Origin of the sequence: Alteromonas sp. PRIM-21 (assembly GCF_027563165.1) — a bacterium.
Classification (GTDB): domain Bacteria; phylum Pseudomonadota; class Gammaproteobacteria; order Enterobacterales; family Alteromonadaceae; genus Alteromonas; species Alteromonas macleodii_A.
In genome coordinates this window covers 19880-44586 of sequence record NZ_JADOEK010000008.1, presented here as the reverse complement: position 1 = coordinate 44586, position 24707 = coordinate 19880, and the positions used below count along the sequence as shown (strand labels likewise).

23 protein-coding genes are annotated in these 24707 nt (G+C 43.5%); 6 read left to right on the top strand and 17 right to left on the bottom strand.

Going from position 1 to position 24707, the window contains the following annotated elements:
• Nucleotides 1–151 precede the first annotated feature (151 nt).
• The 10 genes from mnmG to rpmH form a co-directional block, all read right to left on the bottom strand.
• Entirely contained in the window at nt 152–2053 is a 1902-nt protein-coding gene (mnmG, locus tag IW644_RS12250; protein WP_269917844.1) for a tRNA uridine-5-carboxymethylaminomethyl(34) synthesis enzyme MnmG, read from the bottom strand.
• 970 nt (nt 2054–3023) lie between these two features.
• Nucleotides 3024–3851, bottom strand: coding sequence for an ATP-binding protein (locus IW644_RS12245; protein WP_071960318.1), 828 nt, complete (start codon nt 3849–3851; stop codon nt 3024–3026).
• A 6-nt stretch (nt 3852–3857) separates the two neighbouring features.
• Nucleotides 3858–4526, bottom strand: coding sequence for a DnaT-like ssDNA-binding domain-containing protein (locus IW644_RS12240; RefSeq protein ID WP_269917843.1), 669 nt, complete (start codon nt 4524–4526; stop codon nt 3858–3860).
• 27 nt (nt 4527–4553) lie between these two features.
• Entirely contained in the window at nt 4554–4991 is a 438-nt protein-coding gene (mioC, locus tag IW644_RS12235) for an FMN-binding protein MioC (protein WP_269917842.1), read from the bottom strand.
• Nucleotides 4992–5088: 97 nt separating this feature from the next.
• Complete coding sequence (gene mnmE / locus IW644_RS12230) at nt 5089–6477, bottom strand: tRNA uridine-5-carboxymethylaminomethyl(34) synthesis GTPase MnmE (RefSeq protein ID WP_269917841.1); 1389 nt, start codon at nt 6475–6477, stop codon at nt 5089–5091.
• Between the two features lie 3 nt (nt 6478–6480).
• Nucleotides 6481–6963 carry a YajQ family cyclic di-GMP-binding protein gene (locus IW644_RS12225; RefSeq protein ID WP_269917840.1) on the bottom strand — a complete coding sequence of 161 codons (483 nt, stop codon included), beginning with the start codon at nt 6961–6963 and terminating at the stop codon, nt 6481–6483.
• A gap of 70 nt (nt 6964–7033) precedes the next feature.
• Nucleotides 7034–8692 (bottom strand): membrane protein insertase YidC, encoded by a 1659-nt coding sequence (gene yidC, locus IW644_RS12220; RefSeq protein WP_269917839.1) that lies wholly within the window; start codon nt 8690–8692, stop codon nt 7034–7036.
• A gap of 10 nt (nt 8693–8702) precedes the next feature.
• Nucleotides 8703–8951, bottom strand: a complete 249-nt coding sequence (gene yidD / locus IW644_RS12215) for a membrane protein insertion efficiency factor YidD (protein ID WP_205422076.1) — start codon at nt 8949–8951, stop codon at nt 8703–8705.
• Nucleotides 8936–9295, bottom strand: coding sequence for a ribonuclease P protein component (rnpA, locus tag IW644_RS12210; RefSeq protein ID WP_179985106.1), 360 nt, complete (start codon nt 9293–9295; stop codon nt 8936–8938). Before rnpA ends, yidD begins: the two co-directional genes overlap by 16 nt.
• Nucleotides 9296–9312: 17 nt before the next feature.
• Nucleotides 9313–9447, bottom strand: coding sequence for a 50S ribosomal protein L34 (gene rpmH, locus IW644_RS12205; protein ID WP_014290886.1), 135 nt, complete (start codon nt 9445–9447; stop codon nt 9313–9315).
• A gap of 615 nt (nt 9448–10062) precedes the next feature.
• Here rpmH and dnaA point away from each other — a divergent pair.
• The 4 genes from dnaA (at nt 10063) to gyrB (ending at nt 16513) form a co-directional block, all read left to right on the top strand.
• The gene (gene dnaA / locus IW644_RS12200) at nt 10063–11739 is read left to right on the top strand and encodes a chromosomal replication initiator protein DnaA (RefSeq protein WP_269917838.1); all 1677 of its coding nucleotides are present in this window, start codon (nt 10063–10065) and stop codon (nt 11737–11739) included.
• Between the two features lie 32 nt (nt 11740–11771).
• Nucleotides 11772–12872 (top strand): DNA polymerase III subunit beta, encoded by a 1101-nt coding sequence (gene dnaN, locus IW644_RS12195; RefSeq protein ID WP_269917837.1) that lies wholly within the window; start codon nt 11772–11774, stop codon nt 12870–12872.
• A gap of 123 nt (nt 12873–12995) precedes the next feature.
• Entirely contained in the window at nt 12996–14084 is a 1089-nt protein-coding gene (gene recF, locus IW644_RS12190) for a DNA replication/repair protein RecF (RefSeq protein ID WP_269917836.1), read from the top strand.
• An 8-nt stretch (nt 14085–14092) separates the two neighbouring features.
• A complete protein-coding gene (gene gyrB / locus IW644_RS12185) occupies nt 14093–16513 on the top strand; it encodes a DNA topoisomerase (ATP-hydrolyzing) subunit B (RefSeq protein ID WP_179981863.1) in 2421 nt (806 codons plus the stop codon).
• Nucleotides 16514–16685: 172 nt separating this feature from the next.
• On the opposite strand, the gene IW644_RS12180 is transcribed toward gyrB, so the two are convergent.
• The 3 genes from IW644_RS12180 to glyQ all read right to left on the bottom strand — a co-directional run bounded on the left by IW644_RS12180 (nt 16686) and on the right by glyQ (nt 20200).
• Complete coding sequence (locus tag IW644_RS12180) at nt 16686–17129, bottom strand: hypothetical protein (RefSeq protein ID WP_269917835.1); 444 nt, start codon at nt 17127–17129, stop codon at nt 16686–16688.
• An 84-nt stretch (nt 17130–17213) separates the two neighbouring features.
• Nucleotides 17214–19292 (bottom strand): glycine--tRNA ligase subunit beta, encoded by a 2079-nt coding sequence (gene glyS / locus IW644_RS12175; protein WP_269917834.1) that lies wholly within the window; start codon nt 19290–19292, stop codon nt 17214–17216.
• 2 nt (nt 19293–19294) lie between these two features.
• Nucleotides 19295–20200, bottom strand: a complete 906-nt coding sequence (gene glyQ / locus IW644_RS12170; RefSeq protein ID WP_014947716.1) for a glycine--tRNA ligase subunit alpha — start codon at nt 20198–20200, stop codon at nt 19295–19297.
• A 146-nt stretch (nt 20201–20346) separates the two neighbouring features.
• Between glyQ and IW644_RS12165 the strand changes: the two genes are divergently transcribed.
• On the top strand, nt 20347–20955 hold the full coding sequence (locus tag IW644_RS12165; protein ID WP_269917833.1) for a DNA-3-methyladenine glycosylase I: 609 nt from the start codon (nt 20347–20349) through the stop codon (nt 20953–20955).
• Between the two features lie 129 nt (nt 20956–21084).
• Here the strand turns inward: IW644_RS12165 and IW644_RS12160 are convergent, their stop codons facing one another.
• The 4 genes from IW644_RS12160 to IW644_RS12145 all read right to left on the bottom strand — a co-directional run bounded on the left by IW644_RS12160 (nt 21085) and on the right by IW644_RS12145 (nt 23819).
• Complete coding sequence (locus IW644_RS12160; protein WP_269917832.1) at nt 21085–21546, bottom strand: DUF2489 domain-containing protein; 462 nt, start codon at nt 21544–21546, stop codon at nt 21085–21087.
• A gap of 18 nt (nt 21547–21564) precedes the next feature.
• On the bottom strand, nt 21565–22068 hold the full coding sequence (gene yihI / locus IW644_RS12155) for a Der GTPase-activating protein YihI (protein ID WP_269917831.1): 504 nt from the start codon (nt 22066–22068) through the stop codon (nt 21565–21567).
• A 126-nt stretch (nt 22069–22194) separates the two neighbouring features.
• Complete coding sequence (locus IW644_RS12150) at nt 22195–22842, bottom strand: class I SAM-dependent methyltransferase (protein WP_269917830.1); 648 nt, start codon at nt 22840–22842, stop codon at nt 22195–22197.
• A gap of 353 nt (nt 22843–23195) precedes the next feature.
• Nucleotides 23196–23819, bottom strand: coding sequence for a c-type cytochrome (locus IW644_RS12145; protein ID WP_269917829.1), 624 nt, complete (start codon nt 23817–23819; stop codon nt 23196–23198).
• A gap of 174 nt (nt 23820–23993) precedes the next feature.
• Here IW644_RS12145 and yihA point away from each other — a divergent pair, with 174 nt between their 5' ends.
• A complete protein-coding gene (yihA, locus tag IW644_RS12140) occupies nt 23994–24629 on the top strand; it encodes a ribosome biogenesis GTP-binding protein YihA/YsxC (protein ID WP_269917828.1) in 636 nt (211 codons plus the stop codon).
• The last annotated feature ends 78 nt before the right edge of the window (nt 24630–24707 follow it).

The window sequence follows — 24707 nt, the reverse complement described above, 5'->3', positions numbered from 1 at the left end:
ATGAGGCTAGTAAAGAGGAACAATAGAACTGTATGAAAAGCGCCTAGTTTTTCTAGTTTTCGCATAGTTTAGGCAATTATAACTAGCATAATACGCGAATAAATAGGAAAAACTAAGCGCTGCGAATAGCTTGATGAATCAAGCGCGTGTTTTACGCACTAATTTTCTCTTGCTTGCGCAACATGCCGTGTTTTTTAAGGTAAACCAGCAGTAAAGAGATGGCCGCCGGGGTAATACCCGAAATACGCGATGCTTTACCGATAGTTTCCGGTTTGGCTTCGGTTAACTTGGCTACAACCTCGTTCGACAAGCCGGAAATCTTGCTGAAGTCCATATCAACCGGCAGCAGGGTATTTTCGTGTCGCTGCGTTTTCGCGATCTCATCCATTTGTCGGGCAATGTAGCCAGCGTACTTAATTTGAATTTCCACTTGCTCCGCGGCGATCGGATCTTCAAGACCAGGGCCAACACTTTCAATTTCCATTAACTGGCTGTAGGTCATTTCAGGTCGGCGGATCAGCTCTTCAAGAGAATGTTCACGACTCACCGGATTTTTAAGCATGGTATTGAGTTCTGGCGTTGCCGCGTGATCAGGGTGGATCCACTGCCCGCGTAAACGCTGTAGCTCACTTTCTACCGCTTCCATCTTCTCGTTGTACTTCGCCCAGCGCGCATCATCAACAAGACCAATCTCTCGGCCCATTGCGGTTAGACGGCTATCGGCATTGTCTTCGCGAAGCAGAAGTCTGTATTCAGCACGGCTAGTGAACATGCGGTACGGCTCTTTCGTACCCATAGTAGCTAAGTCATCGATAAGCACGCCCATGTATGCTTGGTCTCGGCGTAAAATCATCGGGTCTTTTTCTTGAACCTGCAGCGCTGCGTTTGCGCCAGCAACCAAGCCTTGCGCACCGGCTTCTTCATAGCCAGTGGTACCGTTAATCTGGCCAGCAAAGAACAAACCTCGAATAAACTTGGTTTCCAGCGTTTGTTTTAGGTCGCGTGGATCAAAGAAATCATATTCAATGGCATAACCCGGGCGAACAATGTGCGCATTTTCAAAACCTTTGATCGAGCGGACAAGGTCCATCTGCACGTCAAATGGTAAACTGGTTGAAATACCATTTGGATAAACTTCAATACTGTTTAAGCCTTCTGGCTCAACAAAAATTTGGTGCGATGTCTTGTCTGCAAAACGGGTGATCTTATCTTCGATACTTGGGCAATAGCGCGGTCCAATACCTTCGATAACACCAGTGAACATGGGTGAGCGATCTAATCCACCGCGGATAATATCGTGAGTTTTTTCATTGGTATGTGTGATGTAACACGGGATCTGGGTAGGGTGCATACTTCTATCACCCATAAAAGAGAATACCGGCGTTGGATTGTCACCAGGCTGAGGTTGCATCACAGAAAAATCTAATGAGCGTGCATCAAGTCTTGCTGGCGTCCCGGTTTTTAAACGCTCAACGCGAAATGGAAGCGCACGAAGTCTTTCTGCAAGAGCAATAGACGGTGGATCGCCCGCACGACCGCCACGATAGTTCTCAAGACCAATGTGAATGGTGCCGCCAAGGAAGGTGCCTACTGTGAGCACGACTGACTTAGCTTTAAATTTCAGCCCCATTTGCGTAACCACACCACAAACCTGATCGTTTTCAACAATAAGATCATCCACACTTTGTTGGAATAACGTCAGGTTTTCTTGGTTTTCAACAATGTCACGAATAGCATTTTTATACAGCGTGCGATCAGCTTGTGCACGAGTAGCGCGTACTGCTGGGCCCTTTGAAGAGTTCAATGTTCTAAATTGAATTCCACCTTTGTCGATGGCCAGCGCCATAGCGCCGCCTAACGCATCGATCTCTTTTACAAGATGGCCTTTACCGATCCCGCCGATTGCTGGGTTACAGGACATCTGACCGATCGTTTCGATATTGTGAGTTAGCAAAAGCGTATTTGCTCCCATGCGAGCAGCTGCAAGTGCCGCCTCTGTACCTGCATGTCCACCACCTACAACGATGACATCAAATGCTTCAGCATAAAACATGGTTAAACCTCACTATTAACTTACGATAAGCCGATTAAAAACTAATTTTTCTCAAGTAAAGACTGTCGAAAAAAGGGCGCGTATTTTATCTGACTTATTGGATAAAGAAAATGATTAAATTTTCCTCAAAACCTGTTTTTGAAAAGGTGTGATCGGATTATAAGATCTTAAGATCTCTTTTAGATCTGTTTATTTTTACTTTTATTAGGATCATGAAGATCTGTGGGTAACCGATCAAAGGATATAAAGATCATCAAGTTACGCGATCAATAACATTGGGAAACCCCGATCCATAACCCTACTTCAAACTTGTGTATAAATAGCCTTTTTATCCACACCCTGATTTGTTTTAAAAGTTATACTTTTTTGGATCAAAGCTTATACACAGTGGTTTGTAGGATCCTATCCACAGGGGTGATCAAGATGTGATCCAACTGGGGATAAAATGTTTGCTATTTATGTATTATGATCTAAAGATCGTGTAACTGCGCGTGTTATAGCGTGATCTTATTGTGGAGGAGATCTTTTCCAAAAGCTGTGATTAGATCGCCAGATCTCGTTAATGTGTCTTTTAATAAAAGTGCGCAATTTTATAAACAACGAAATTATTTTCTTCAAAATTAGCTATTTCTCTCAATAAAAATATCTGCACTGCCCAAAATACAGTCACATTTTAAAGCAGAATATGAAGCAGTAAGGTGATTCAACGGTATAAATTAACGGGATCGATGTGTGTATCTACGTTTTGGAACAGCATTATGTGATTGAACGACTGGACAACAGATTGATTGATCCAATCTCAATTAATACCAATCCGCATAGATAATTACCCACTCAGAAGGCGCTGGCGAGTTTCCTAACGAAGCGTGGGAATGCGGATTCGTATAACACAAACTGTAAAGAGAAGAAGCGTTTCAAAAGGACAAAACGAAGAATGGGCAATTGATTGAAGAGTGTAAACCAGGTGCTGTTAGCGCACCTGGTTAGGTTGATAGCGTGGCTGTGCTACAGAACCTTGCATATCCTCTTGTTCGATAGTTAGGCCTTCACGGCGGCTTGGGCCTTGGAATCGAACCTTGTAAGTGTCGTACTCTTTAATCGATTCGAAACAATAACGACCAAGGGCATTTTCTAGTTCGGCTAAGTTGTGATTAGTGATTAATATACAGTTTTTCTTGTTCACTAAGCGCTGTCTGAGTAAGTTCCCAAACCAACTCTGTGCGTTTTTCTTAAGTGCTGATTCGTTAACACAGACCTCATCTAAAATAAGCAAATCCACGTCTAAAAGTTCTTGGTTAATTTCTCTGAAACGCTGACTAGCATTATCGGTTGCAGAGAAATCAAAAGAAAAATTGCGCATTTCGAGCAGAGTCGAAAGCTGACGGTATAGCACAGAGATCTCATATTGCTCGATAAGTTGATGGGCAATAGCACCTGCAATATGAGATTTACCACGACCATAATCGCCGTAGAAAATCATCATATGAGAGCCACTTTGGCGCCACGCTGGATCATCATGAGCAGCAATAAACGACTGTGCAATAGAAACCGCTTCTATCACATCATCACTGTCTTCCACCAAGTTGGCAAACGTCCACTTCGGATTTAAGTCAGAACGGCCATGGATAGCTTCTACACGCGCTTTCTTACTGCGCTGCTGTAGTTGTGATACTTCCTCGTTAGCTTTCGCTTCATACTGCTTGCGCAGCGTTTTGTAGTCGATGTACTCACCATTGGGATCGACATCTTTTTTAAGCGCTTTAGCAAGATTAGCAATTTTGTCAGTTATACGATCCATAATGAATTAACTCTTCTTTGTTGCGGCATACTTTTCAACCAGCTTTCTTGCATTATCATCTGCTTCTATGCCGGCTGCAACTTTCACTTGCTGCGTTCCTACCACTTTTGTTGGAGCATAGCCTGAAGCCAAGCGCTTTCTCTTGATATTGTTAGCGAATTTTTGCGTCCATTGAAATTCACTAAACACAGAACTCGGTCTTCCCAACCAGTAGGCGATGAATTCACCCACCTCATTATCATCGAATGTTTTGTCGATAATACCAAGTAGGGAGGCCATTTCTTCAAACAGCGCTTTATTAGGCGTCCAATGTGGGCTCATGGCACTATGACGAGCATGAAGCTGTTCAAAGTCTGACTGCGGCTCGCTTAAAAGCGGAAGAAGAAGGGTTTTCCCATTAATTGTGTGTTCAAGGTCAAGCTCAAGGGGCAGGGCTACCAAACCCACTTGTTCTAGCTGTCTTACTAAACTGTTGACCTGGCGGCCACGCTGATATGGTTCTTCTTTGGCGTCGCCGTTTAGTAAATTTAATAGCTGCTTGTAATCAATAGGCGCGGACGATGTGGTCGCTGAATTCGCATTTGGGCGAAGGCCCAGTAAATAAAGGACCCTACAGTCGTTAGAAAGAGGGGACTGTAGTGCAGCGAGTTCAGCTTGGGTAAGATTGCTGTTCATAGTGCAATGTCCACATTGATGGTGTTGTTAAGCATTTGCCAGCTTTTCTTCAAACCATTCTACTGCAGCATCTTCAGGAATAGGATGTTCAAGCACATCGATGTAAAGGGCATCAGTGATTAATGCACCACCAGCGTTTTTTATGTGCTTCTCCATTTCTTTCGCACCGAAACAAAAGGTGTCGTAGCTGGTGTCGCCCAGACCAATAACGTAGGCGTTAACTGAGCTTAGATCAGCATTTTCTAGCTGTTTTGCAAACGGTTGGATATTGTCAGGTAGTTCACCTGCACCATGGGTCGACGTACATACGATCCAGTTTGAGTCCGTATTGATCTCTTCTAAACTCGGTTCAGCATGAATAGTGTAGGTGTGCCCGCTTGCATCAAGTTTTTCTGCAATGGCATCTGCCACGTACTCTGCGGCACCTAACATGGTGCCAACAATGATTTCAAAGTGCTTGCTCATTAATGGGTTACTTCTCTATTTACAATTGTCGTCTTAACGCAAGTAAGTCTTATCCGTTAGGTTATTTACCATCTTACTTAACACTTTATTGGTTACGCTACTTGCCGATACAGAACGACGAAAAAATCTTGCCAAGGAGGTCGTCGGATGTGAACTCACCAGTTATCTCACATAGCGCCTGATGAGCCAAACGTAACTCTTCAGCCAATAATTCACCGGCCATGGCGTCATGTAGCTGCTGTTCGCCTGTGCTTACATAACTGTAGGCTTGGTCGAGTGCGTCTATGTGTCGTCTGCGCGCAATAAATTGACCTTCCGTTGTAGTGTCAAAGCCCATAGTTTTTGCCAGATGTGCTTTTAGCGTGTCGACGCCGCTACCTTCTTTAGCAGATAGGTTGATCACTGAGATATCGCCTTGTTTGGTAGCAACCGTGCTTTGTCCTATATCTAAAGTACTAAGGTCAGCCTTATTGCGAACTACGGTAACGGGGATGCCTTGTGGCAAGCGCGCCATAAATTCTGGCCAAATTTCATAAGGGTCAATAACTGACGTTGCGGTAGAATCCACAACAAACAACACATGGTCAGCTTCGTTAATAGCTTGCCACGCACGCTCAATGCCTATTTGCTCTACTTTATCTGGGCTTTCACGAAGACCTGCAGTATCGATAATATGCACCGGCATACCATCAATGTGAATGTGCTCTTTGAGTACATCGCGTGTAGTACCGGCAATATCAGTAACAATAGCGCTGTCCCGTCCGGCTAAGGCATTTAGCAAACTCGACTTACCCGCATTAGGGCGCCCCGCAATCACCACCTGCATACCCTCACGCAACAAGGTTCCTTGCTTGGCTTGCTCGCGCACTTTAGTAAGGCTCTGCATGATGGCGCTTAAATCACCCGATACTTTTCCATCAGACAAAAAGTCGATTTCTTCTTCAGGAAAGTCAATGGCGGCCTCTACGTACATACGAAGATGTACAATTTGGTCAGACAACGTTTGGATTTGTGTGGAAAACTCACCCTGTAGTGAACGCAGTGCACTTTTCGCTGCCTGTTTCGAGCTTGCATCAATTAAGTCGGCAATTGCCTCTGCCTGTGCAAGATCTAACTTATCATTCAAAAAGGCCTGTTCACTGAATTCACCCGGGTTGGCCAAGCGAGCATGACCTGTAGCTAGTACAGCATCAATCAGCATATCCATCACTACCTGACCGCCATGGCCCTGTAATTCAAGTACATCTTCTCCGGTAAATGAATTTGGGCCTTTAAAAAATAGGGCTATGCCTTGATCTATTACGCTGTTATTGGCGTCAATAAACGGTGTATAGGTTGCAAGACGAGGTGTGAGCGCGCTAGGTACTAATGCCTCAGCAATAGCTTTAGCTTTTGGGCCTGATACGCGCACTATACCCACGCCGCCACGACCCGGGGCCGTTGCTTGTGCGGTAATGGTGTCGGTAGAAAGGGTGAGTGATTCCATAAATTAGTCGCGGAAGTTCTTAAATTGAAAAGGTTGACCTAAGTTCGACTCTTTAACTAGCGCAATTGCCTGCTGTAAATCATCACGCTTTTTGCCTGTTACGCGAAGTTCTTCGCCTTGAATAGCCGTTTGCACTTTGATTTTGGCGTCTTTGATAAGCTTTACAATTTTCTTTGCTGTTGGTTGCTCAATACCTTCTTTAAACGCAATGGTTTGGCGATAAGTTTTACCGTGAGCGTCATAAGGCTTCACATCCATCGAAGAGGTGTCTACATTGCGCTTAGACATCGCCGTTCTAAACATACTTTCCATTTGCTGAAGTTGGAATTCAGCTTCGGCTTTCATAACCACGGTTTTATCTTTGTACTCAAAGCTCGCGTCAATGCCGCGAAAGTCAAAACGCGTTGATAGCTCTCGGCTTGCGTTCTCGGTGGCGTTACGAACTTCTTCCATGTTGATTTCTGAAACAATATCAAATGATGGCACAGGTTAATCCTCTATCTTTTAAGACAAAACAGCCCGCATAGGCGGGCTGTATAATTTATTGATCAGCGTGTTATTTACTGCTGATGCCCCGCTTCTCCATGGAAGCATAAATCATTTTGGCTTGAACCAAGGTAATCACGTTACTTACTAGCCAGTATAGTACCAGACCTGCAGGGAACCACAGGAAGAAAACACTCATTGCTACCGGCATCCACTGCATGATTTTTTGCTGCATTGGATCAGTAATGGTGGTCGGCTGAAGCTTTTGCAATAGGTACATACTTGCGCCTGTTAGAATAGGCAGTACAAAGTATGGGTCCTTTGTAGAAAGGTCAGTGATCCAAAGCACAAAGTCTGCATGGCGTAGTTCAACACTTTCCATTAGTACCCAGTAAAGGGCTAGGAAGATAGGCATTTGCAGAAGAAGGGGTAAACAGCCGCCCATCGGGTTTACTTTTTCTTTGCGGTATAGCTCCATCATGGCTTGTGACATTTTCTGTCTGTCATCGCCAAAGCGGTCTTTAAGTTGTTGCATCTTAGGCGCTAGGTTGCGCATGCGCGCCATTGATTCATATTGTTTCTTGGTTAGCCAATACATTGCGCCTTTCACTACAATAGTGATAAGGATAATTGCCACACCCCAGTTATTAACTAAGCTATGCAGGAAGGTAAGCAGGGCAAACAGCGGTTGTGAAATCCAAAATAGAATGCCGTAATCAACAGTCAGGTCTAAACCGCGAGCAATATTGGCAAGCTTATCTTGGTCTTTCGGGCCCATGTATAGGGTAGACGCAATCGTTTTAGTTTCACCAGGAGCAACGCTTTCAGAAGGTGATAACACACCAATTACTGCGTACTGATTTTTTAAGTTACGTGAATAAAGCGTATTGGTTTGTTCTTGTGAAGGTACCCACGCTGACACAAAGTAATGTTCAAGCATGCCAACCCAACCCGCTTTTGTGGTTTCGCGAAGGTTGTCATCTTCAATCTCGTCAAACGAGTACTTCTGGTAGCGATCGTCTTCTGTTGAATAAGCAGCACCACGGTACGTTGGCATAAACATGTTACCGTCGTCTTCAAACTCCATCACTTGCTTAAGCTGTGCGTACGGCTGAACCGTTGCTGCGCTGCCGGTACCATTTTCAACACTATAACTTACGTTTACGTCGTAGTGACCTTTAGTGAAAGTGAAGGTTTTGGTGATAGCCAAGCCCTGATTATTTTTCCAAGTAAGAGGAATAACAAGGGTGTCGCCCGTCATTTCATAGAATTCATTTTGCGCGTTGTAAACAGGGCGGCCACTGCTGCTTGCATCTGGGCCCTGTGCGCCAATAAGACCGCTTTGGGCAACATATAGACCGTTCCCAGAGCGAAGCAGGCTGTAAGGAATGTCTGAACCTTGCTCTACTGGAAACTTAAGTAAGTCTGCTGATACTACATCACCGCCTAACAAATCGATGCGTAAATCAAGCGTATCGGTTTTTACTTCAATAATACGGTTTGTGTTTTGCGCCGCAGCAATAGGCTGTGCAGCGGGCACGCTATCACTGCTAGGTACATCTTCACTACCATTGTCATCAAATGAAGGTACACCTTGTGATGTTTCTTGCGTTTGTTGTTGCTCAACAGGCACAACTGGCTGCGGCCCATAATCTTTTTGCCATGATTGCCAAAGCAAAAAGCTAACTAGCGCTAGGCCAATTATCAGAAAACTACGTTGCGATTCCATAGAGGTCTCTTTATTTTGAGTGTTTATCTTGTTGTTTTTCCGGCACTGGATCATATCCGCCGGCATGCAAAGGGTGGCATTTTAATATGCGTTTAATAGATAACCAACCGCCTTTTACTAATCCGTGTGTTTTTAATGCGTCTATAGCATACCAAGAACAAGAAGGATGGAAACGACATCGTTGCCCTAATATAGGGGAAATGAACCATTGATAAAATTTTATCAAGGCCAAAGGCACAGCAATTAAGAGTTGCCGCAACGCTTGTTTAATTTTTTCCATAGCTTGTCCAATGTAGCGAAAACTTCTTGGTTGCTAAGGTTGTCAGCGCCTGACTTGCCAATAACGATAATATCGACATTGGGTAAGTTGTGCTGCTTATGCCGAAAACTTTCTCTGACTAATCGCTTTAACCGATTTCTATCGTGAGCTTTACGAATACGTTTTTTAGCAAGCGTAATACCCAAACGAGGATTAGAGAGTGTATTTTTTCGAGCTAGAACAGTAAAAGAGGGGGATACAGCAGGGATTGCGTCATCAAACACATAGGTAAAGTGGGTGGGAGTTAACAGACGCAACTCCCTTGAAAAATTATTCTCACCCACTTTTGGCGTCTTTCTAATTAAGCAGAAAGACGAGCGCGGCCTTTTGCACGGCGAGCTGCTAGTACTTTACGACCATTTTTAGTCGCCATACGAGCACGAAAACCGTGAGAACGCTTGCGCTTTAGATTGCTCGGTTGAAATGTTCTTTTCATGACCAAAGTCTCACTTATATTTAGTTAAACATAGGCGTTTTTGGTAACACATTATACTGTTGCCAGAACAATGTGGTGTTTTCACCAGAAAAGCCCATCGAAAAAGGACGCTGAATTCTAGAGATCTCGGGGCCTGCTGTCAATGGATATTCTTGCTTTTCGGACGAATAAGTGAACAATTTATGCTGTTTTTTGAACGATAACACTGTTTTTTACACAATTTACTTGTGAATAACGCATAAATTTGACTCAGGTTATCCACAGCGGATTGTGAAAAACATAACGTTAGATATAAATTGCAAGGTGATCTAGCGGTTTTCTTAGTGAAATTTAGAATGATTTTTTCTTGTTATAGTTAGATTTGATCTAAAGGTTAATGTCCATTAATTCAACGACTTAGGTTTTTGATCGAAAAGATCGATCGGGATCGCCATTTACATTGTGTTGATAACGTAAGATAATCCACAGCGATTAAAACGAAAACTTAAATTTCTCGCTGCTACTCTACACCTCCAACGCTATTTTCTTCTAATGGCGCGCTTCAGTGCCTGCTATTCTATGCTTGGCTTTCAAAAGGGTGGTTTTTTAGCGAGTTAAGGGAGCTAACAACGTACCATGTCCTTGTGGAACCAATGTCTTGAAAGACTGCGTCAAGAACTACCTACGCAGCAATTTAGTATGTGGATACGACCGCTTGTTTGTGAAGAGCAGGGCGGTGTTGTAGCACTATATGCTCCCAATCGTTTTGTGCTTGATTGGGTAAGAGACAAGTACCTAAATAATATTACTGCTCTGCTAAGGGAATTTGCTGGAGCCGATGCACCCCAGTTGCGTTTAGAGGTGATGAGTCGCAATAGCGTAAATCGCTCTCAGCCGACAGCGGGTAATGCCGCTGGTTCAGTACATAGTACAGATGGTGGCAGCTACACCAATAATACTACTACTGTGAATTCACCGAATCAGGCGTCTAATTCGAATTACAGCGCGCCACAATTTACTAACCGCAACGACGAGACCCAGGTTCAGCATTCATCGTATCAGCGTCAGCCTACCTTACCTCAAGAGAGTAATGCGGCGATGGGGTCTAACGGTGGTGATCACTTAGGCTATAAAGATCAGAATAAGGATCTTAGCGCTTATTCACAGCAAGCTGATCAGAATAATACAGCTGCAAGAAATGTAGATCCTAATGGTCAAAATCATTACGGTAATCATGCGCCACGATCGTCAACGCCGCCAAAGGTGATCCCGATCCCTGAAGCGATGAAACATAAGAGTAATATTAATCCGACGTATCAGTTCGATAATTTCGTCGAGGGTAAATCTAACCAACTAGCACGCGCGGCGGCGACTCAAGTTGCCAATAATCCCGGCGGCTCTTATAACCCATTGTTTATCTATGGTGGAACAGGTTTAGGTAAAACTCACTTATTGCATGCGGTAGGCAATGGTATTGTGGCAAACAATGGCGATGCCAAAATTGTTTATATGCATTCTGAGCGCTTTGTACAAGATATGGTTAAGGCGCTTCAAAATAATGCTATAGAAGATTTTAAACGTTTCTATCGAAGCGTCGATGCGCTACTTATCGATGATATTCAATTTTTTGCAAATAAAGAGCGTTCGCAGGAAGAGTTTTTCCATACGTTTAACGCTCTTTTAGAAGGTAACCAGCAAATTATCTTGACCTCTGATAGATATCCCAAAGAGATTGACGGGGTAGAAGATAGATTGAAGTCGCGCTTTGGTTGGGGCTTAACAATTGCTATTGAGCCACCTGAACTAGAAACTCGTGTTGCAATTTTGATGCGTAAAGCAGCTGAAAACCGCATACATTTACCTAATGAAGTAGCGTTCTTTATCGCTAAGCGGTTACGCTCGAATGTACGTGAGCTAGAGGGCGCTTTGAACCGAGTTATTGCAAATGCGAACTTTACGGGCCGCCCAATTACTATTGATTTCGTACGTGAAGCCCTACGCGATTTATTAGCGCTTCAAGAAAAGTTGGTAACCGTTGATAATATTCAGAAAACTGTTGCCGATTATTATAAGATAAAAGTAGCTGATATTTTGTCTAAACGCCGTAGTCGTAGTGTAGCACGACCTCGCCAAGTAGCGATGGCGCTGGCTAAAGAGCTAACTAATCACAGTTTGCCTGAATTAGGTAATGCGTTTGGTGGGCGGGACCATACTACCGTTTTGCATGCGTGTAGAAAAATAGAGCAGCTAAGAGAAGAAAGTCATGATATAAAAGAGGACTATAAGAACCTCATTAGGACTTTGTCTTCCTAACAACACGACTTTAGAGGCGAGATAGCACTGCGATGAAATTTTCTATAAGCCGCGAACAATTTTTACAACCCCTACAATTAGTGTCAGGTGCTGTTGAGCGTCGACATACGTTGCCAATTCTTTCTAACGTTCTTATTAAAGTTAGTGAGGACGCACTTTGGCTTACCGGTACAGATTTAGAGGTCGAGCTAATTTCTAGTGTAAAGCTAGAGGGCGAATTCACCGAAGGTGAAATTACTGTTCCAGCTAAAAAGCTGTTTGATATTATCCGTGGTATTTCTGAAGGAACAGACATTCATTTTTCTTTGGACGGAAGCAAAGCGCTTGTTCGCGCGGGTCGAGGTCGCTACACACTTTCTACGTTATCTGCTAACGACTATCCAAATCTTGAAGATTGGGAAGGCGAGGTCGAATTTGAATTAACGTGTAGTGACTTGAAACGTCTCATCGACGCAACCAGCTTTTCTATGGCGCAACAAGATGTGCGCTACTATCTAAACGGTATGTCTCTTGAAACGGAAGAGAATATTATTCGAACCGTTGCTACTGACGGTCACCGTTTAGCACTTTGCCGTTTAAACTATGAAACTGCGTTACCGGCTCGCCAAGTGATTATTCCTCGTAAAGGTGTATTAGAAATTTCTCGTCTTATTAGCGAAGATGACAAATCGCTAAAAGTACAAATTGGTGCTAATCACCTACGCATATTTTCAAACGATTTTATTTTCACTTCAAAATTAGTAGATGGTAGGTTCCCAGACTATCGCCGTGTCTTACCTCAGAATGGTGACAAGGAAATTATTGCGAGTAAAGCGGTCCTAAAAGATGCATTTTCACGGGCTGCAATATTATCTAATGAAAAGTTCAGAGGTGTACGATTAAACCTTTCTTCTGCTGAACTTAAAATAACGGCAAATAACCCAGAGCAAGAAGAAGCAGAAGAAATCGTTGATGTTCAGTATCAGGGCGATGATTTAGAAATAGGCTTTAATGTTGCCTATCTCATTGATGTTTTAAATGCGTTAGGCTCTGATGGCGTAAAAGTAAGCCTGTCTGATTCAAATGCGAGTGCGCTCATTGAAGATGATGCTGATGATGCCGCGTTATATGTAATTATGCCAATGCGACTATAGTTTTCTCTATAAAAGTATTTGCCCCTTTTCTTATAACGACTTTATTTTGTTATTTACATATCCAATCCAAGAAGCGATAAGTTTAGTTATTTATCGCTTCTTTTTTATCTTTAGTGTGGCCTCATGAAACTGGACCGAGTCCAGATTACTCAGTTTCGTAATCTTACCTCCGTAACGCTTTCTCCTTCACCCTCCTTAACAATAATTAAAGGTGCGAATGGCAGTGGAAAATCATCACTAATTGAAGCGCTTTACTATCTAGGTTTTGGTCGTTCTTTTAGAACGAATAAACACAATTCAGTTATTCAGAACGGACAAGACAGCTTTAGCGTTTTTGCTTCCTGTAAAACTGAAGCCGAAGAAAACTTGAAGCTCGGCTTTCAAAGAAGTCGAAACGAAACATTTATCTGTAGTATTGATGGCGCACACTCAAATAAACTGTCTGATTTAGTCAGCCTAGTTCCTATTCAACTTTTTACGCCACAAAGTACAGACCTCATAATAGGCTCGCCATCTGAACGTCGGCGTTTTTGTGATTGGGGGTTGTTTCACGTGGAACATCAATTTCAGTCTCTTGCTAACCAGTTCAGTAAGTTTTTAAAACATAGAAACGCACTATTGAAACAGCAAGCAAGCTTGTCCGCACCACAAAACCAGTATTGGGAAACACAGTTTGCCGAGCTTGGTGAGACTTTAACTTTAACACGCCAGGAATACGTCGATAGGCTCACACCTATTTTTAAACAGTATGCAGAAGAATTTCTTCCAAACTTTGACGTGGAATTAAGTTACTATAAAGGGTGGGAAAAAGATGTCGCTTTATCAGAAAGCTTAGTTAAAAAGCGTGAGTATGATGGTAAAATAGGACATACCTCTTCTGGGCCTCACAAAGCTGATTTAAGGCTTAAAGTGAACGGGGTAAGTGCTCAGGAGCTTTTATCGAGAGGTCAGCTTAGAATGGCTGTGGCTGCACTACAAATGTCACAGACAAAGCTATTCAACTCGGCAACGCAGCGAAAAAGTATATTCCTACTTGATGATGTAGGTGCTGAGTTAGACGCAGATAAAAGAGAACAATTTATTGATGGGTTGCTCGAAATGGATACGCAGGTTTTCGTTACTGCAATAGAGTCCACGCAACTCGCATTTATACAAAAATACAACGAAAAGAAAATGTTTCACGTGGAACATGGAAGCGTGAAAGAGGAGTAAAAGCTAGTATGTCAGAAGAGAACAACTACGACTCGTCCAGTATTAAAGTACTTAAAGGATTAGATGCAGTAAGAAAGCGTCCTGGTATGTATATCGGTGATACTGATGATGGTACCGGACTACACCACATGGTATTTGAGGTGGTCGATAACTCTATCGATGAAGCACTGGCGGGACACTGTTCTGAAATAACTGTGCAAATCCATAGTGATGGATCAGTTTCTGTGTCTGACGATGGACGTGGTATCCCTACAGAATTACACCCCGAAGAGGGCGTGTCTGCAGCCGAAGTGATAATGACGGTACTTCACGCAGGCGGTAAATTTGATGACAACTCATATAAAGTTTCCGGTGGTCTTCACGGCGTAGGTGTATCGGTAGTAAATGCACTTTCTAGTCGCCTAAAGCTACGCATTCGTCGCGCAGGCAAAGCCCATGAGCAAGAATACCAGCATGGTGTTCCACAGGCGCCTCTCGCAGTTACTGGCGATACAGACAAAACGGGAACAATGATTCGTTTCTGGCCAAGTTCGGATACGTTCACCGATACACTGTACCATTACGATATTCTTGCTAAGCGCCTTCGCGAACTTTCATTCCTAAACTCTGGTGTGTCAATTCGTTTGAAAGACGAACGTGACGGTAAAGAAGACCACTTCATGTACGAAGGTGGTATTCAGGCCTTTGTTGAATATTTGAATGAAAAGAAAACGCCTGTACATCAAAAAGTGTTTCACTTCGCAAGCGAGCAGGAAGATGGCATTGCTGTAGAAGTTGCAATGCAGTGGAACGATAGCTTTCAAGAGAACGTTTTCTGTTTTACTAACAACATTCCACAGCGAGATGGCGGTACTCACTTAGCAGGCTTCCGTGGAGCGTTGACGCGTACGCTGAACAACTATATGGAAAAGGAAGGCCTGAATAAAAAGGCGAAAACCAATGCCAGTGGTGACGATGCTCGTGAAGGTCTTACAGCTGTAATTTCAGTAAAAGTGCCTGACCCGAAATTTAGCTCACAGACAAAAGATAAGCTTGTATCTTCTGAAGTTCGTCCTGCAGTTGAATCTGCGATGAATGAAAAACTCGCCGATTTCTTATTAGAAAACCCAGCTGAAAGTAAGATTATTGCTAGTAAGATTATTGATGCTGCGCGAGCGCGTGAAGCTGCCCGTAAAGCTCGTGAAATGACACGCCGTAAGGGCGCGCTAGATTTAGCTGGTCTGCCAGGTAAGCTTGCTGATTGCCAGGAAAAAGATCCTGCACTAAGCGAACTATACATAGTGGAGGGTGACTCGGCGGGCGGTTCAGCTAAGCAGGGTCGTAATCGTAAGAACCAAGCTATTTTGCCGCTTAAAGGTAAAATCCTTAACGTAGAGAAAGCACGTTTCGACAAGATGCTTTCTTCACAAGAAGTTGCAACGCTTATCACGGCATTAGGCTGTGGTATTGGTCGTGACGAATATGACCCAGAAAAGCTACGCTATCACAGCATCATTATCATGACCGATGCTGATGTAGACGGCTCTCACATTCGTACGCTTCTTTTAACTTTCTTCTATCGTCAAATGCCTGAAATCATCGAGCGTGGTTATGTCTATATTGCGCAGCCTCCGCTTTATAAAGTGAAGAAAGGTAAGCAAGAGCAGTATTTAAAAGACGATGACGCTTTGACTAATTACCTTACAGGTATCGCTATTGATGGGGCATCATTGCACACGAGCGATGACGACCCAGGCATCAGCGGTGTAGGGCTAGAAAACCTAGTTAAGCAATATCAGTCAGTAGAGAAAATGATTGCGCGTATGAAGCGCAAAATGCCTTCAGCTATTCTTTACCGCATGCTGTATACACCTACGCTAAATCTAGAAGACTTAAAAGACGAAGCGGCTCTAGAGCACGTAGCAAAACACTTCGTTGAACAGTTAACAGAGCGTGAAAATGATGGTGCTACATACCGTTATGAAATTCGTACTGATGCTGAGCTGAGCGAATACTACATCACGATCATCATGCGTATGCACGGTATCGATTATGAGTACATTATCGACCATGAATTCATTGAGTCGTCTGAGTACCAGCGTCTGAAAGAACTTAACTTAGCTATTAATGACATGATGGGTGTAGACGCTTACATTAAGCGTGGTGAACGTAAACAGCCAGTAGAGTCTTTCAAAGACGCTTTAGAGTGGTTAATGAATGAAGCGAAACGTGGTCAATACATCCAGCGCTATAAAGGGTTAGGCGAGATGAACCCAGAGCAGCTTTGGGAAACTACCATGGACCCTGAAAGCCGTCGTATGCTTCAAGTTACCATTGAAGATGCTATTGGTTGTGACCAGTTGTTTACAACGCTAATGGGCGATCAGGTAGAGCCGCGTAGAGAATTTATCGAAGCGAATGCGCTGAAGGTAGAAAACCTAGACGTGTAGTAGATTAGCCTTTTGAAAAAAAGCGACCACTTGGTCGCTTTTTTTATGTCTAGAGAACGAGAAAACGCGATATAAAAGACAGTAACGTTATAGTGTGTTCACCGTAATGACGTAATGAATTAAATAATTAATGATATACGTTAAAAAATGCCGCTGTAATGCGGCATTCGTTTTAAACTTTGGTCACTACCAATGCGACTTCTCCCGCACTAGCAGGGTTTACAGTAAAGCGGTAAGTACCTGTAGTAGAGGGGGTGAATTGTAAGTTCTCTGAGCCTTGCTCACAGACTAAATAGGCGGTAGAGCCTAGCATTACCGGCTGGCCTTTATATTTGCCTCCACAGCTCTGTGAGGGCGTCCATTTTGCATCAGACAATCTGAAATCGTAAGGTTGTCCATCGGCAATCAGTTCAACATCTACAGTCCAACCCGAATCTGATGGTTTGAACTTATAGCTTGGATCCGCTTCCCACCAATTAAACACGCCTCTTAAAAACATGTTTTCAAATTGAATGCGTGGCACTTCCGGTGCTATTTCTGGGATCTTAAAACTTCCACTGCTTGAGCACGCCGACAGGGCTATGCACATAGAAGCAATAGTTAGTAACTTTTTCACAGTTTCTCCCTTTATAAAAAAGCCCAACGTAAGGGTTGGGCTTTCATTTATTGCAGCATTAAACTGCATTAACGTTAACTAGCCTTATGACTTCGCAAGAATTGAAATATCTGCGGTAGTAAGGAAAAGTTGCCTTAAAAGCGATAGCAAAGCAAGTCGGTTATTCTTAACTGCTTCGTCATCTGCCATAACCATTACGTTATCAAAGAAGTTATCGATTACATTACGTAGCGTAGCAAGTGCCGACAAAATGCGTGTGTAATCATGCGAAGGTAGCGCGTTATCCACTTCTTTTTGTGCGGCTTTTAAGTCAGCATAAAGCGCTTTTTCAGCATCTTCAGCTAAAAGTGACTCATCAATGTTAGCCGAGTTAGTCACATCTACTTTTTGCTTAGCAAGAATATTTGCTACGCGCTTGTTAGCGGCGGCTAAGGCCTCTGCCTCTTCTAATGCCTTGAATTTATCAACCGCATGGACACGAGCTAGATAATCAGATGGCTTAGTAGGGCGACGGGCTGCTACGGCTTGAATAACGTCAATGGCGATGGCTTGATCTTGTAGGAGGGCATTGAAGCGACCTAATACAAAATCAACAACTTGCGTTTGTGTTTCAGCATTTGTTAATTTATCGCCATATACTTCGATTGCTTTGCTTACAAGTGTTTCAAGGTCTAAAGGCAGCAATAGCTCGGTAACAATACGTAAAACACCGATGGCTGCACGACGAAGCGCAAATGGGTCTTTATCACCTTTTGGCAGCTGGCCAATACCGAATATACCAACTAGTGTATCAAGTTTGTCAGCAAGGGCTACTGATGCGCTTACGCCAGAACTAGGAAGGGCGTCACCAGCAAAACGCGGCATGTATTGTTCATACAGTGCTTCAGCAACAGGCGCATCTTCACCGTCGTTTAGCGCATAGTATTTACCCATAACGCCCTGAACGTCTGGAAACTCCATAACCATATTTGACATTAAGTCGGTTTTAGCTAGAAGACCAGCTCGTGCAGCTTGCGTTTCATTCGCATCTATTTGCGAAGCGATAAACGCCGATAGGGCAGAAATACGTTCAGACTTTTCTTTAAGCGTACCAAGCTGCTTTTGGAATAACACGGTTTCTAAGCTTTCAAGGCGGCTTTCTAGCGTTGTCTTTTTATCGCTGTTAAAGAAGAACTCTGCATCGGCAAGGCGAGGGCGGATAACCTTCTCATTACCTGAGATAACTTGAGATGCGTCATGGCTTTCAATGTTTGTCACAAACAAGAAAGTATTAGAAAGAGCGCCATCACTATCAAGCAGCGGCACATACTTCTGGTCGTCCTTCATTGTGTAGATAAGTGCTTCTTTCGGCACTTCTAAGAAACCTTTATCGAACCCTGCTTGCAGCACTACAGGCCACTCTACCAAAGAAGCAATTTCTTCCAGCAGTTCTTCGTCGTAATCTGGCTTAAGCGATAAGTTTTTGGCTGCGTCTTCTAATTGCTGACGCACTTTATCTTTACGCGCCTCAAAATCTGCCAACACATATTGCTGCTCTAATGCAGAGGCGTAGTTGTCAGCATGATCAAGCTCAAAACGACCTTCGCCGTGGAATCGATGACCTTGAACAACGCGGCCGCTTGTTAGGCCCAATACTGAAACGTTAACCACTTCGCTTCCATAAAGCACACAAAGGGTGTGCACAGGGCGAATAAACTGAGTGTTGTAGTTACCCCAGCGCATAGGCTTTGGAATAGGTAACTTGCTTACTGCTTGATTAATCAAACCTTCTAACAACTCAGCAATAGTTTGACCAGGCACATGTGCTTTATGAAGAAGCCATTCACCTTTATCCGTAACCAAACGCTCTGCGTCAGAAACGTCTATACCGTTACCGCGTGCCCAACCTTGAGCTGCCTTAGTGGGGTTGCCATCAGCGTCAAATGCCGCGGATACTGCTGGGCCGCGCTTCTCTACCACTTTGTCAGCCTGACCTTCAGCAAGACCTGAAACGTAAACTGCTAAGCGGCGAGGGGCTGCAAACCAGCTAACTGAGTCAAAGCTTAAGTCAGCTTGGCTAAGTGCTGCTTCAAATTGTGTGGCGAAGGCTTCGCCCAAAGACTTAAGTGCTTTTGGTGGTAACTCTTCAGTACCTAATTCAACTAAACAATTTTCTGTACGCACGCTTATGCCTCCTTGTTACATAGTGGGAAGCCTAGTGCTTCACGTGCTTGGTAATAGCTCTCTGCACACGCTTTAGCCAGCGTACGAACGCGAAGAATATAGCGTTGGCGTTCTGTTACTGAAATAGCATGACGTGCATCAAGCAAGTTAAATGCGTGAGATGCCTTCATAACCTGCTCATAAGCAGGTAGCGGAAGGTTGTTCTCAATTAGCTTTTTACTTTCGGCTTCACACTCATCAAAAGTTCTAAACAGGGCTTCCACGTTGGCGTGTTCAAAGTTATACGTAGATTGTTCTACTTCGTTTTGATGGAATACATCACCATAGGTGACTTTACCCATTGGGCCGTCAGTCCATACTAGGTCATAGATACTATCTACACCTTGAACGTACATAGCTAGTCGCTCTAAGCCGTAGGTGATTTCACCAGTAACAGGCTTACATTCAAGGCCGCCTACTTGTTGGAAGTAGGTGAACTGAGTCACTTCCATACCGTTAAGCCATACTTCCCAGCCTAGTCCCCACGCACCAAGCGTTGGTGATTCCCAGTTGTCTTCTACAAAGCGAATGTCATGAACCAGCGGATCAAAGCCTAACTCTTTCAAAGAGCCCAAGTACAACTCCTGAATATTATCAGGTGAAGGCTTAAGCATTACTTGGAACTGATAGTAATGTTGTAAGCGATTTGGGTTCTCACCGTAACGACCATCGGTGGGTCTACGGCATGGTTGAACATAGGCGCTACTCATTGGCTCTGGACCTAAAGAACGTAGGAATGTCATAGGGTGAAAAGTACCTGCACCCACTTCCATATCCAGAGGCTGAATAATAACGCAGCCCTGACGCGCCCAATAATCTTGAAGCGCAAGGATCAACCCTTGAAAGGTTTTAATATCGTATTTCTGCATACATCCGCTGCTTATTAGTTAACTGACTTAAAATTGAGGTGGGATAGTATACAATTTGTGAGGCATAGTATGTAGGTGTAAAGGGTGAAAAAACGTCACGAATACAGGCAATATGCCACTTCACAACAAGGATTTAATCTTAAGCCATGACCAATCAATTAAAAACAGCACAAAACAAGCCATTACACCGATGCGGTTGGGTGAGCAATGACCCTATTTATCTGGCTTATCATGACAACGAATGGGGTGTACCTGAGCTAGATAGCCGAGCGCTGTTTGCTAAATTATGCCTAGATGGTCAGCAAGCAGGCTTGTCTTGGTTAACTATCCTTAAAAAGCAGCAGAATTTTGAGCGGGCATTTCACCAGTTTGATCCTGAGAAAATCGCGATGATGGGCCCTACTGATGTCGAAAGGCTAATGCACGACAGCGGTATAATCAGAAACAAGCTCAAAATAGAGTCTGTTATTAAAAATGCTAAAGGGTATCTGGCCATAGAAGAAACACAGTCATTTAGCGAGTTTATTTGGCAATTCACAGGCGGACGTACTGTGATAAATGCTTGGGATAACTTTAAGCAGGCCCCAACCTCTACCGACGCATCGAAAGCGATGTCAAAAGCATTAAAAAAGCACGGGTTTAATTTTGTAGGTGAAACAATTTGCTACGCTTTTATGCAGGCAGTGGGAATGGTAAATGATCACGAAGTAGGGTGTCACTGTTATCAGCGTACCTGTGACTTAGCGATAAAGTGATATGGTAAGGGACACAACATTGAATATAGAAATTAATTCATAAAAAAGACCGAGCACCTAGTGATGTTCGGTCTTTTTTATATATGCCTGACGCTAAAGCTTTTGTTTTTACGCAATAGCGTTACATTCTTATTGAGCGCTTATCAAGGTTTCACAGTAGGTTTTAAGCGGTGGCAATTCATCCAATACCTTAGACTCGTATTCAGACTCAATTTGCTCTCGTGCGATATCCTGTTTTCTTCGCTCATTTTTGGGAAGTTGTTGTCTTGCCTCTAAAATCGCAAAGCCACTAACTTCGGTGAAAAGTGCGTGAACTTGCGGATACTGCGCTTTAAAGTCAGGTGGTGAATTAATAGGAAGGGCGTTAAGCAAATTAACGATGCGAATAACACCTTCTGATAAATCACATTGTTGTTGTTCCATTGCTTTAGCAATCACTATGATGCTATCGGTGATATTAGCAATGCGAGATTGCCTTGCGGCTTCCTGTCGAGCTTTCTGCTGCTTCAGCATAAACAGCAGTTTGCCTGCGTAAAAGCCAAGCCCAACAATAATGAGTAGCGCAATGCCTGAAAGTACTGCCCAAAGCATAACGTTTTCCTGTTTCTATTAATGCTTGAAGTCGTCGATGTTAATAGCGTCTAAATCGTTAAACGGATCCATATCGTCGTCTTCATCATCCTCTTCCACTATACCTAGCAGATCACAAAGAATACGATGGCGCGCCATTTTTTCATCTACGTATGCTTGTTGCTCGCGAGTAAGCGGCTTGTCATCATCAAGCTTATCAAGTAAATCTGTTAAGCGTTGGTCTGCTTCTAGAGCGGCCAACTCTTGGGCTGGAGTAGCGTACTTTTTCTTTTGAGCAGGGGTTGGCGTTACTGTTTTTACAAGCTGAACAGGCTTCTTACTGCCGTGACGAGGATCTTTCTTCTCAGCACTCTTTTTGCCAGTTACTTTTTTCTGTTCAACATTGTGACGACTACCTGCAGGCTTGCCCTTGTGCTTTTTAGGGCGAGGCGAGTCTGATTTACGGTTTTCGCTAGGTTTAAAGTCAGGGTCTTTACGAACGCCGATTTGACCGACTTTACGTGATTTCTTTGAACGTGCCATAATTTCCAAATAACAAAGAGAGTGAAAAAACAACGCTATTATAGCGCGAATTAGTGTCTACGTATTGATCTTTGGGTGTGCGGTTAAAAATCAATACACCATAAAGGTAGTCATAGATAATCTATTTTAGCGCTTCTTCAATAGGACAACGTCATTTGCTGGAAAACTCACGTCATAGCCGTCTCTTTGCGCTAGGTAGTGAAAGGTTTTTTCGCTGAAGAAGCTTACATGTGTGATGTCGTTTTTATAATGCCAATTTGCAAAGCGGGCTTTATCGAGCACGCGTTTTGTCATGATGGCAAGAACCCCGCCAGGGGCAACAAGTTTGTTGAACAGCGCCCATTCCACGTGTGGGGCGTGAAAGTGTTCGATAGCCTCAGTACAAGTTACCATGTCGTAGCTTCTCTCAAGTACCTCTAAGGTCGGGGCATAGAAGGGGTCGTATGTACTCATATTCACCCCTTCATCTGACAGCATGCTTGCGAGAACAGGCGCCGGGCCACAGCCAAAGTCTAATCCAGATAGCGCTGGCGCGTTACTCGCTTTTATAAAAGGTGAAAGCGGCGTTAAAACCTTTCCTAAAAACTTTCTATATCCTTCATCTTCGAAGCTGTTTTCGTGAAGGTCATATTCCTGTTTTTCTATTTCTTTTGACGGCAGGAATGCAGGTGAAACATAAACAAGGTCGCATTGATTACAATGAAGGTATTCCCGCTTTTTATCAGTATGGTAGTGAGACGATGTATTAGCGCTTTGACATAAAGGACAAGACATAAAGGGCGGATATTAATAAAGGGGCTAAAAAAGAAAAAGGTGATGGTTTTCACCATCACCTTACATTGTATGAGTGTCAGATGACACCTCTCCCGTTATACACATCTATGTGTAGCTGGCTTCCCTAGCTGTGCTCCCCTTATTTTTATTTTTAGCAGAGCTGTATTGTTGTTTTTGGCCCTCGTGGCTCTTTATCCCGTCTTCCATGCTGCATTTTTATTATTATTCTTGTTATTTAGCTTGTAGATTTTCAAAGGCACCTACAAACTACGCCGTTAGATTACACGAATAATTTTAAAATACAACTTTTTCGGTAACAAAAATTTAACAACAATGTGTGAAAACGGTAAGGCTTAGTGTAAGCCTGCGATATAGTAAGATAAAATTTCGATATCTTCGTCGGTTAATTTCATCGCAATATCACGCATCATGCCATTCATATCGTTGTGGCGTTGACCAGAACGGAAAGCTTTTAGCTGAGATGCAGTGTAGGTAGCATGCTGTCCGCTGATGTCAGGGAAGCCTGCTAATGCCATACCGTTACCTTTAGGTCCATGGCAAGCGATACATGCTGTTACGCCACGTGACTCGTCACCACCTTGATAAAGTGCGCGTCCAGCTTCTACATATTGCTCAGGCGTTTCGCCCGCTTTAGGCTCTTGGCTTGAGAAATAAGCAGCTAGGTCTTTCATGTCTTGCTCTGATAGGGGAGCAGCCATGCCGTTCATCACAGCATTGTTACGACCTTCCTCGCCACCCGTTTGAGAGGCAAGTTTAAATTCGGTTAATTGCTTAACAATGTACTTCTCATGCTGGCCAGCAAGTTTCGGGTTCATGTCAATCATGCTGTTGCCATCAGGGCCATGACAGGCTGCACATACTGCAGATTTCGCTTTACCTGCCTCGGCGTCGCCTTCTGCCATAGCAGTTGCGCTCAAACCCAAAGACATACACACCAACAAACACAGTTTTTTCATAATAAATCTCTTAAATGGATCCAACGGCTCGCGTGATATACGTGATATCATGCGTATTTTACACATTTAACGCGTCAGAAAAACCTATTCCATGATAAAACTATGGTTTTTAGCTGGTTTATTCATTAAAAAACTGTAAACCGAAGGTTGAGACGCATGTGGAGGTAAGTCTAGATGTCGTATTACACCAAAGCAAAATTCTTTACGAGTGCACCTGACATTCGTCATTTAAAGAATGACAGCGGTATTGAAGTTGCGTTTGCGGGTCGCTCGAATGCGGGCAAGTCGAGTGCGCTAAATACACTAACCCGTCAAAGAAACTTGGCGAGAACCAGTAAAACACCAGGTCGTACTCAATTAATCAATGTATTTGAATTAGAGGAAGACTTGCGCCTTGTCGATTTGCCGGGTTACGGATTTGCTAAAGTCCCGGTTGCGATGAAAAAGAAGTGGCAAGCGTCATTAGGTGAATACCTTCAAAAGCGTAAGTCGCTAAAAGGCTTGGTGGTACTAATGGATATTCGTCATCCTTTTAAGGATTTAGACCAAGACCTCATTCATTGGGCTGTGGCATCAGATATTCCAGTACTCGCGCTTCTTACTAAAGCCGATAAACTCAAAAGCGGAAAGCGCAAAGCACAACTATTAATGGCCCGTGAAGCTGCTATGGCATTTATGGGTGATGTGACGGTACAAACCTTTTCATCATTAAATAAACATGGTTTACCGGAGCTAGAGCGTATCTTAGATTCATGGTTTGGGTTGGACAAATCAGTTGATGAAGACACATCCGATAGTGAAGTCCAGTAAGGTTAACAGTGAATTTCACTTGTGCTGACTTAGTGTATTTAGTGGGAAAACTAGATGCGCTAAAAAAAAGAACGCCCC

Coding starts and splice junctions, on each gene's coding strand:
- mnmG (WP_269917844.1), bottom strand. CDS start 2,053: ATGTTTTATGCTGAAGCATTTGATGTCATCGTTGTAGGTGGTGGACAT.
- IW644_RS12245 (WP_071960318.1), bottom strand. CDS start 3,851: ATGGATCGTATAACTGACAAAATTGCTAATCTTGCTAAAGCGCTTAAA.
- IW644_RS12240 (WP_269917843.1), bottom strand. CDS start 4,526: ATGAACAGCAATCTTACCCAAGCTGAACTCGCTGCACTACAGTCCCCT.
- mioC (WP_269917842.1), bottom strand. CDS start 4,991: ATGAGCAAGCACTTTGAAATCATTGTTGGCACCATGTTAGGTGCCGCA.
- mnmE (WP_269917841.1), bottom strand. CDS start 6,477: ATGGAATCACTCACCCTTTCTACCGACACCATTACCGCACAAGCAACG.
- yidC (WP_269917839.1), bottom strand. CDS start 8,692: ATGGAATCGCAACGTAGTTTTCTGATAATTGGCCTAGCGCTAGTTAGC.
- rpmH (WP_014290886.1), bottom strand. CDS start 9,447: ATGAAAAGAACATTTCAACCGAGCAATCTAAAGCGCAAGCGTTCTCAC.
- dnaA (WP_269917838.1), top strand. CDS start 10,063: ATGTCCTTGTGGAACCAATGTCTTGAAAGACTGCGTCAAGAACTACCT.
- dnaN (WP_269917837.1), top strand. CDS start 11,772: ATGAAATTTTCTATAAGCCGCGAACAATTTTTACAACCCCTACAATTA.
- recF (WP_269917836.1), top strand. CDS start 12,996: ATGAAACTGGACCGAGTCCAGATTACTCAGTTTCGTAATCTTACCTCC.
- gyrB (WP_179981863.1), top strand. CDS start 14,093: ATGTCAGAAGAGAACAACTACGACTCGTCCAGTATTAAAGTACTTAAA.
- glyQ (WP_014947716.1), bottom strand. CDS start 20,200: ATGCAGAAATACGATATTAAAACCTTTCAAGGGTTGATCCTTGCGCTT.
- IW644_RS12165 (WP_269917833.1), top strand. CDS start 20,347: ATGACCAATCAATTAAAAACAGCACAAAACAAGCCATTACACCGATGC.
- IW644_RS12160 (WP_269917832.1), bottom strand. CDS start 21,546: ATGCTTTGGGCAGTACTTTCAGGCATTGCGCTACTCATTATTGTTGGG.
- yihI (WP_269917831.1), bottom strand. CDS start 22,068: ATGGCACGTTCAAAGAAATCACGTAAAGTCGGTCAAATCGGCGTTCGT.
- IW644_RS12150 (WP_269917830.1), bottom strand. CDS start 22,842: ATGTCTTGTCCTTTATGTCAAAGCGCTAATACATCGTCTCACTACCAT.
- IW644_RS12145 (WP_269917829.1), bottom strand. CDS start 23,819: ATGAAAAAACTGTGTTTGTTGGTGTGTATGTCTTTGGGTTTGAGCGCA.
- yihA (WP_269917828.1), top strand. CDS start 23,994: ATGTCGTATTACACCAAAGCAAAATTCTTTACGAGTGCACCTGACATT.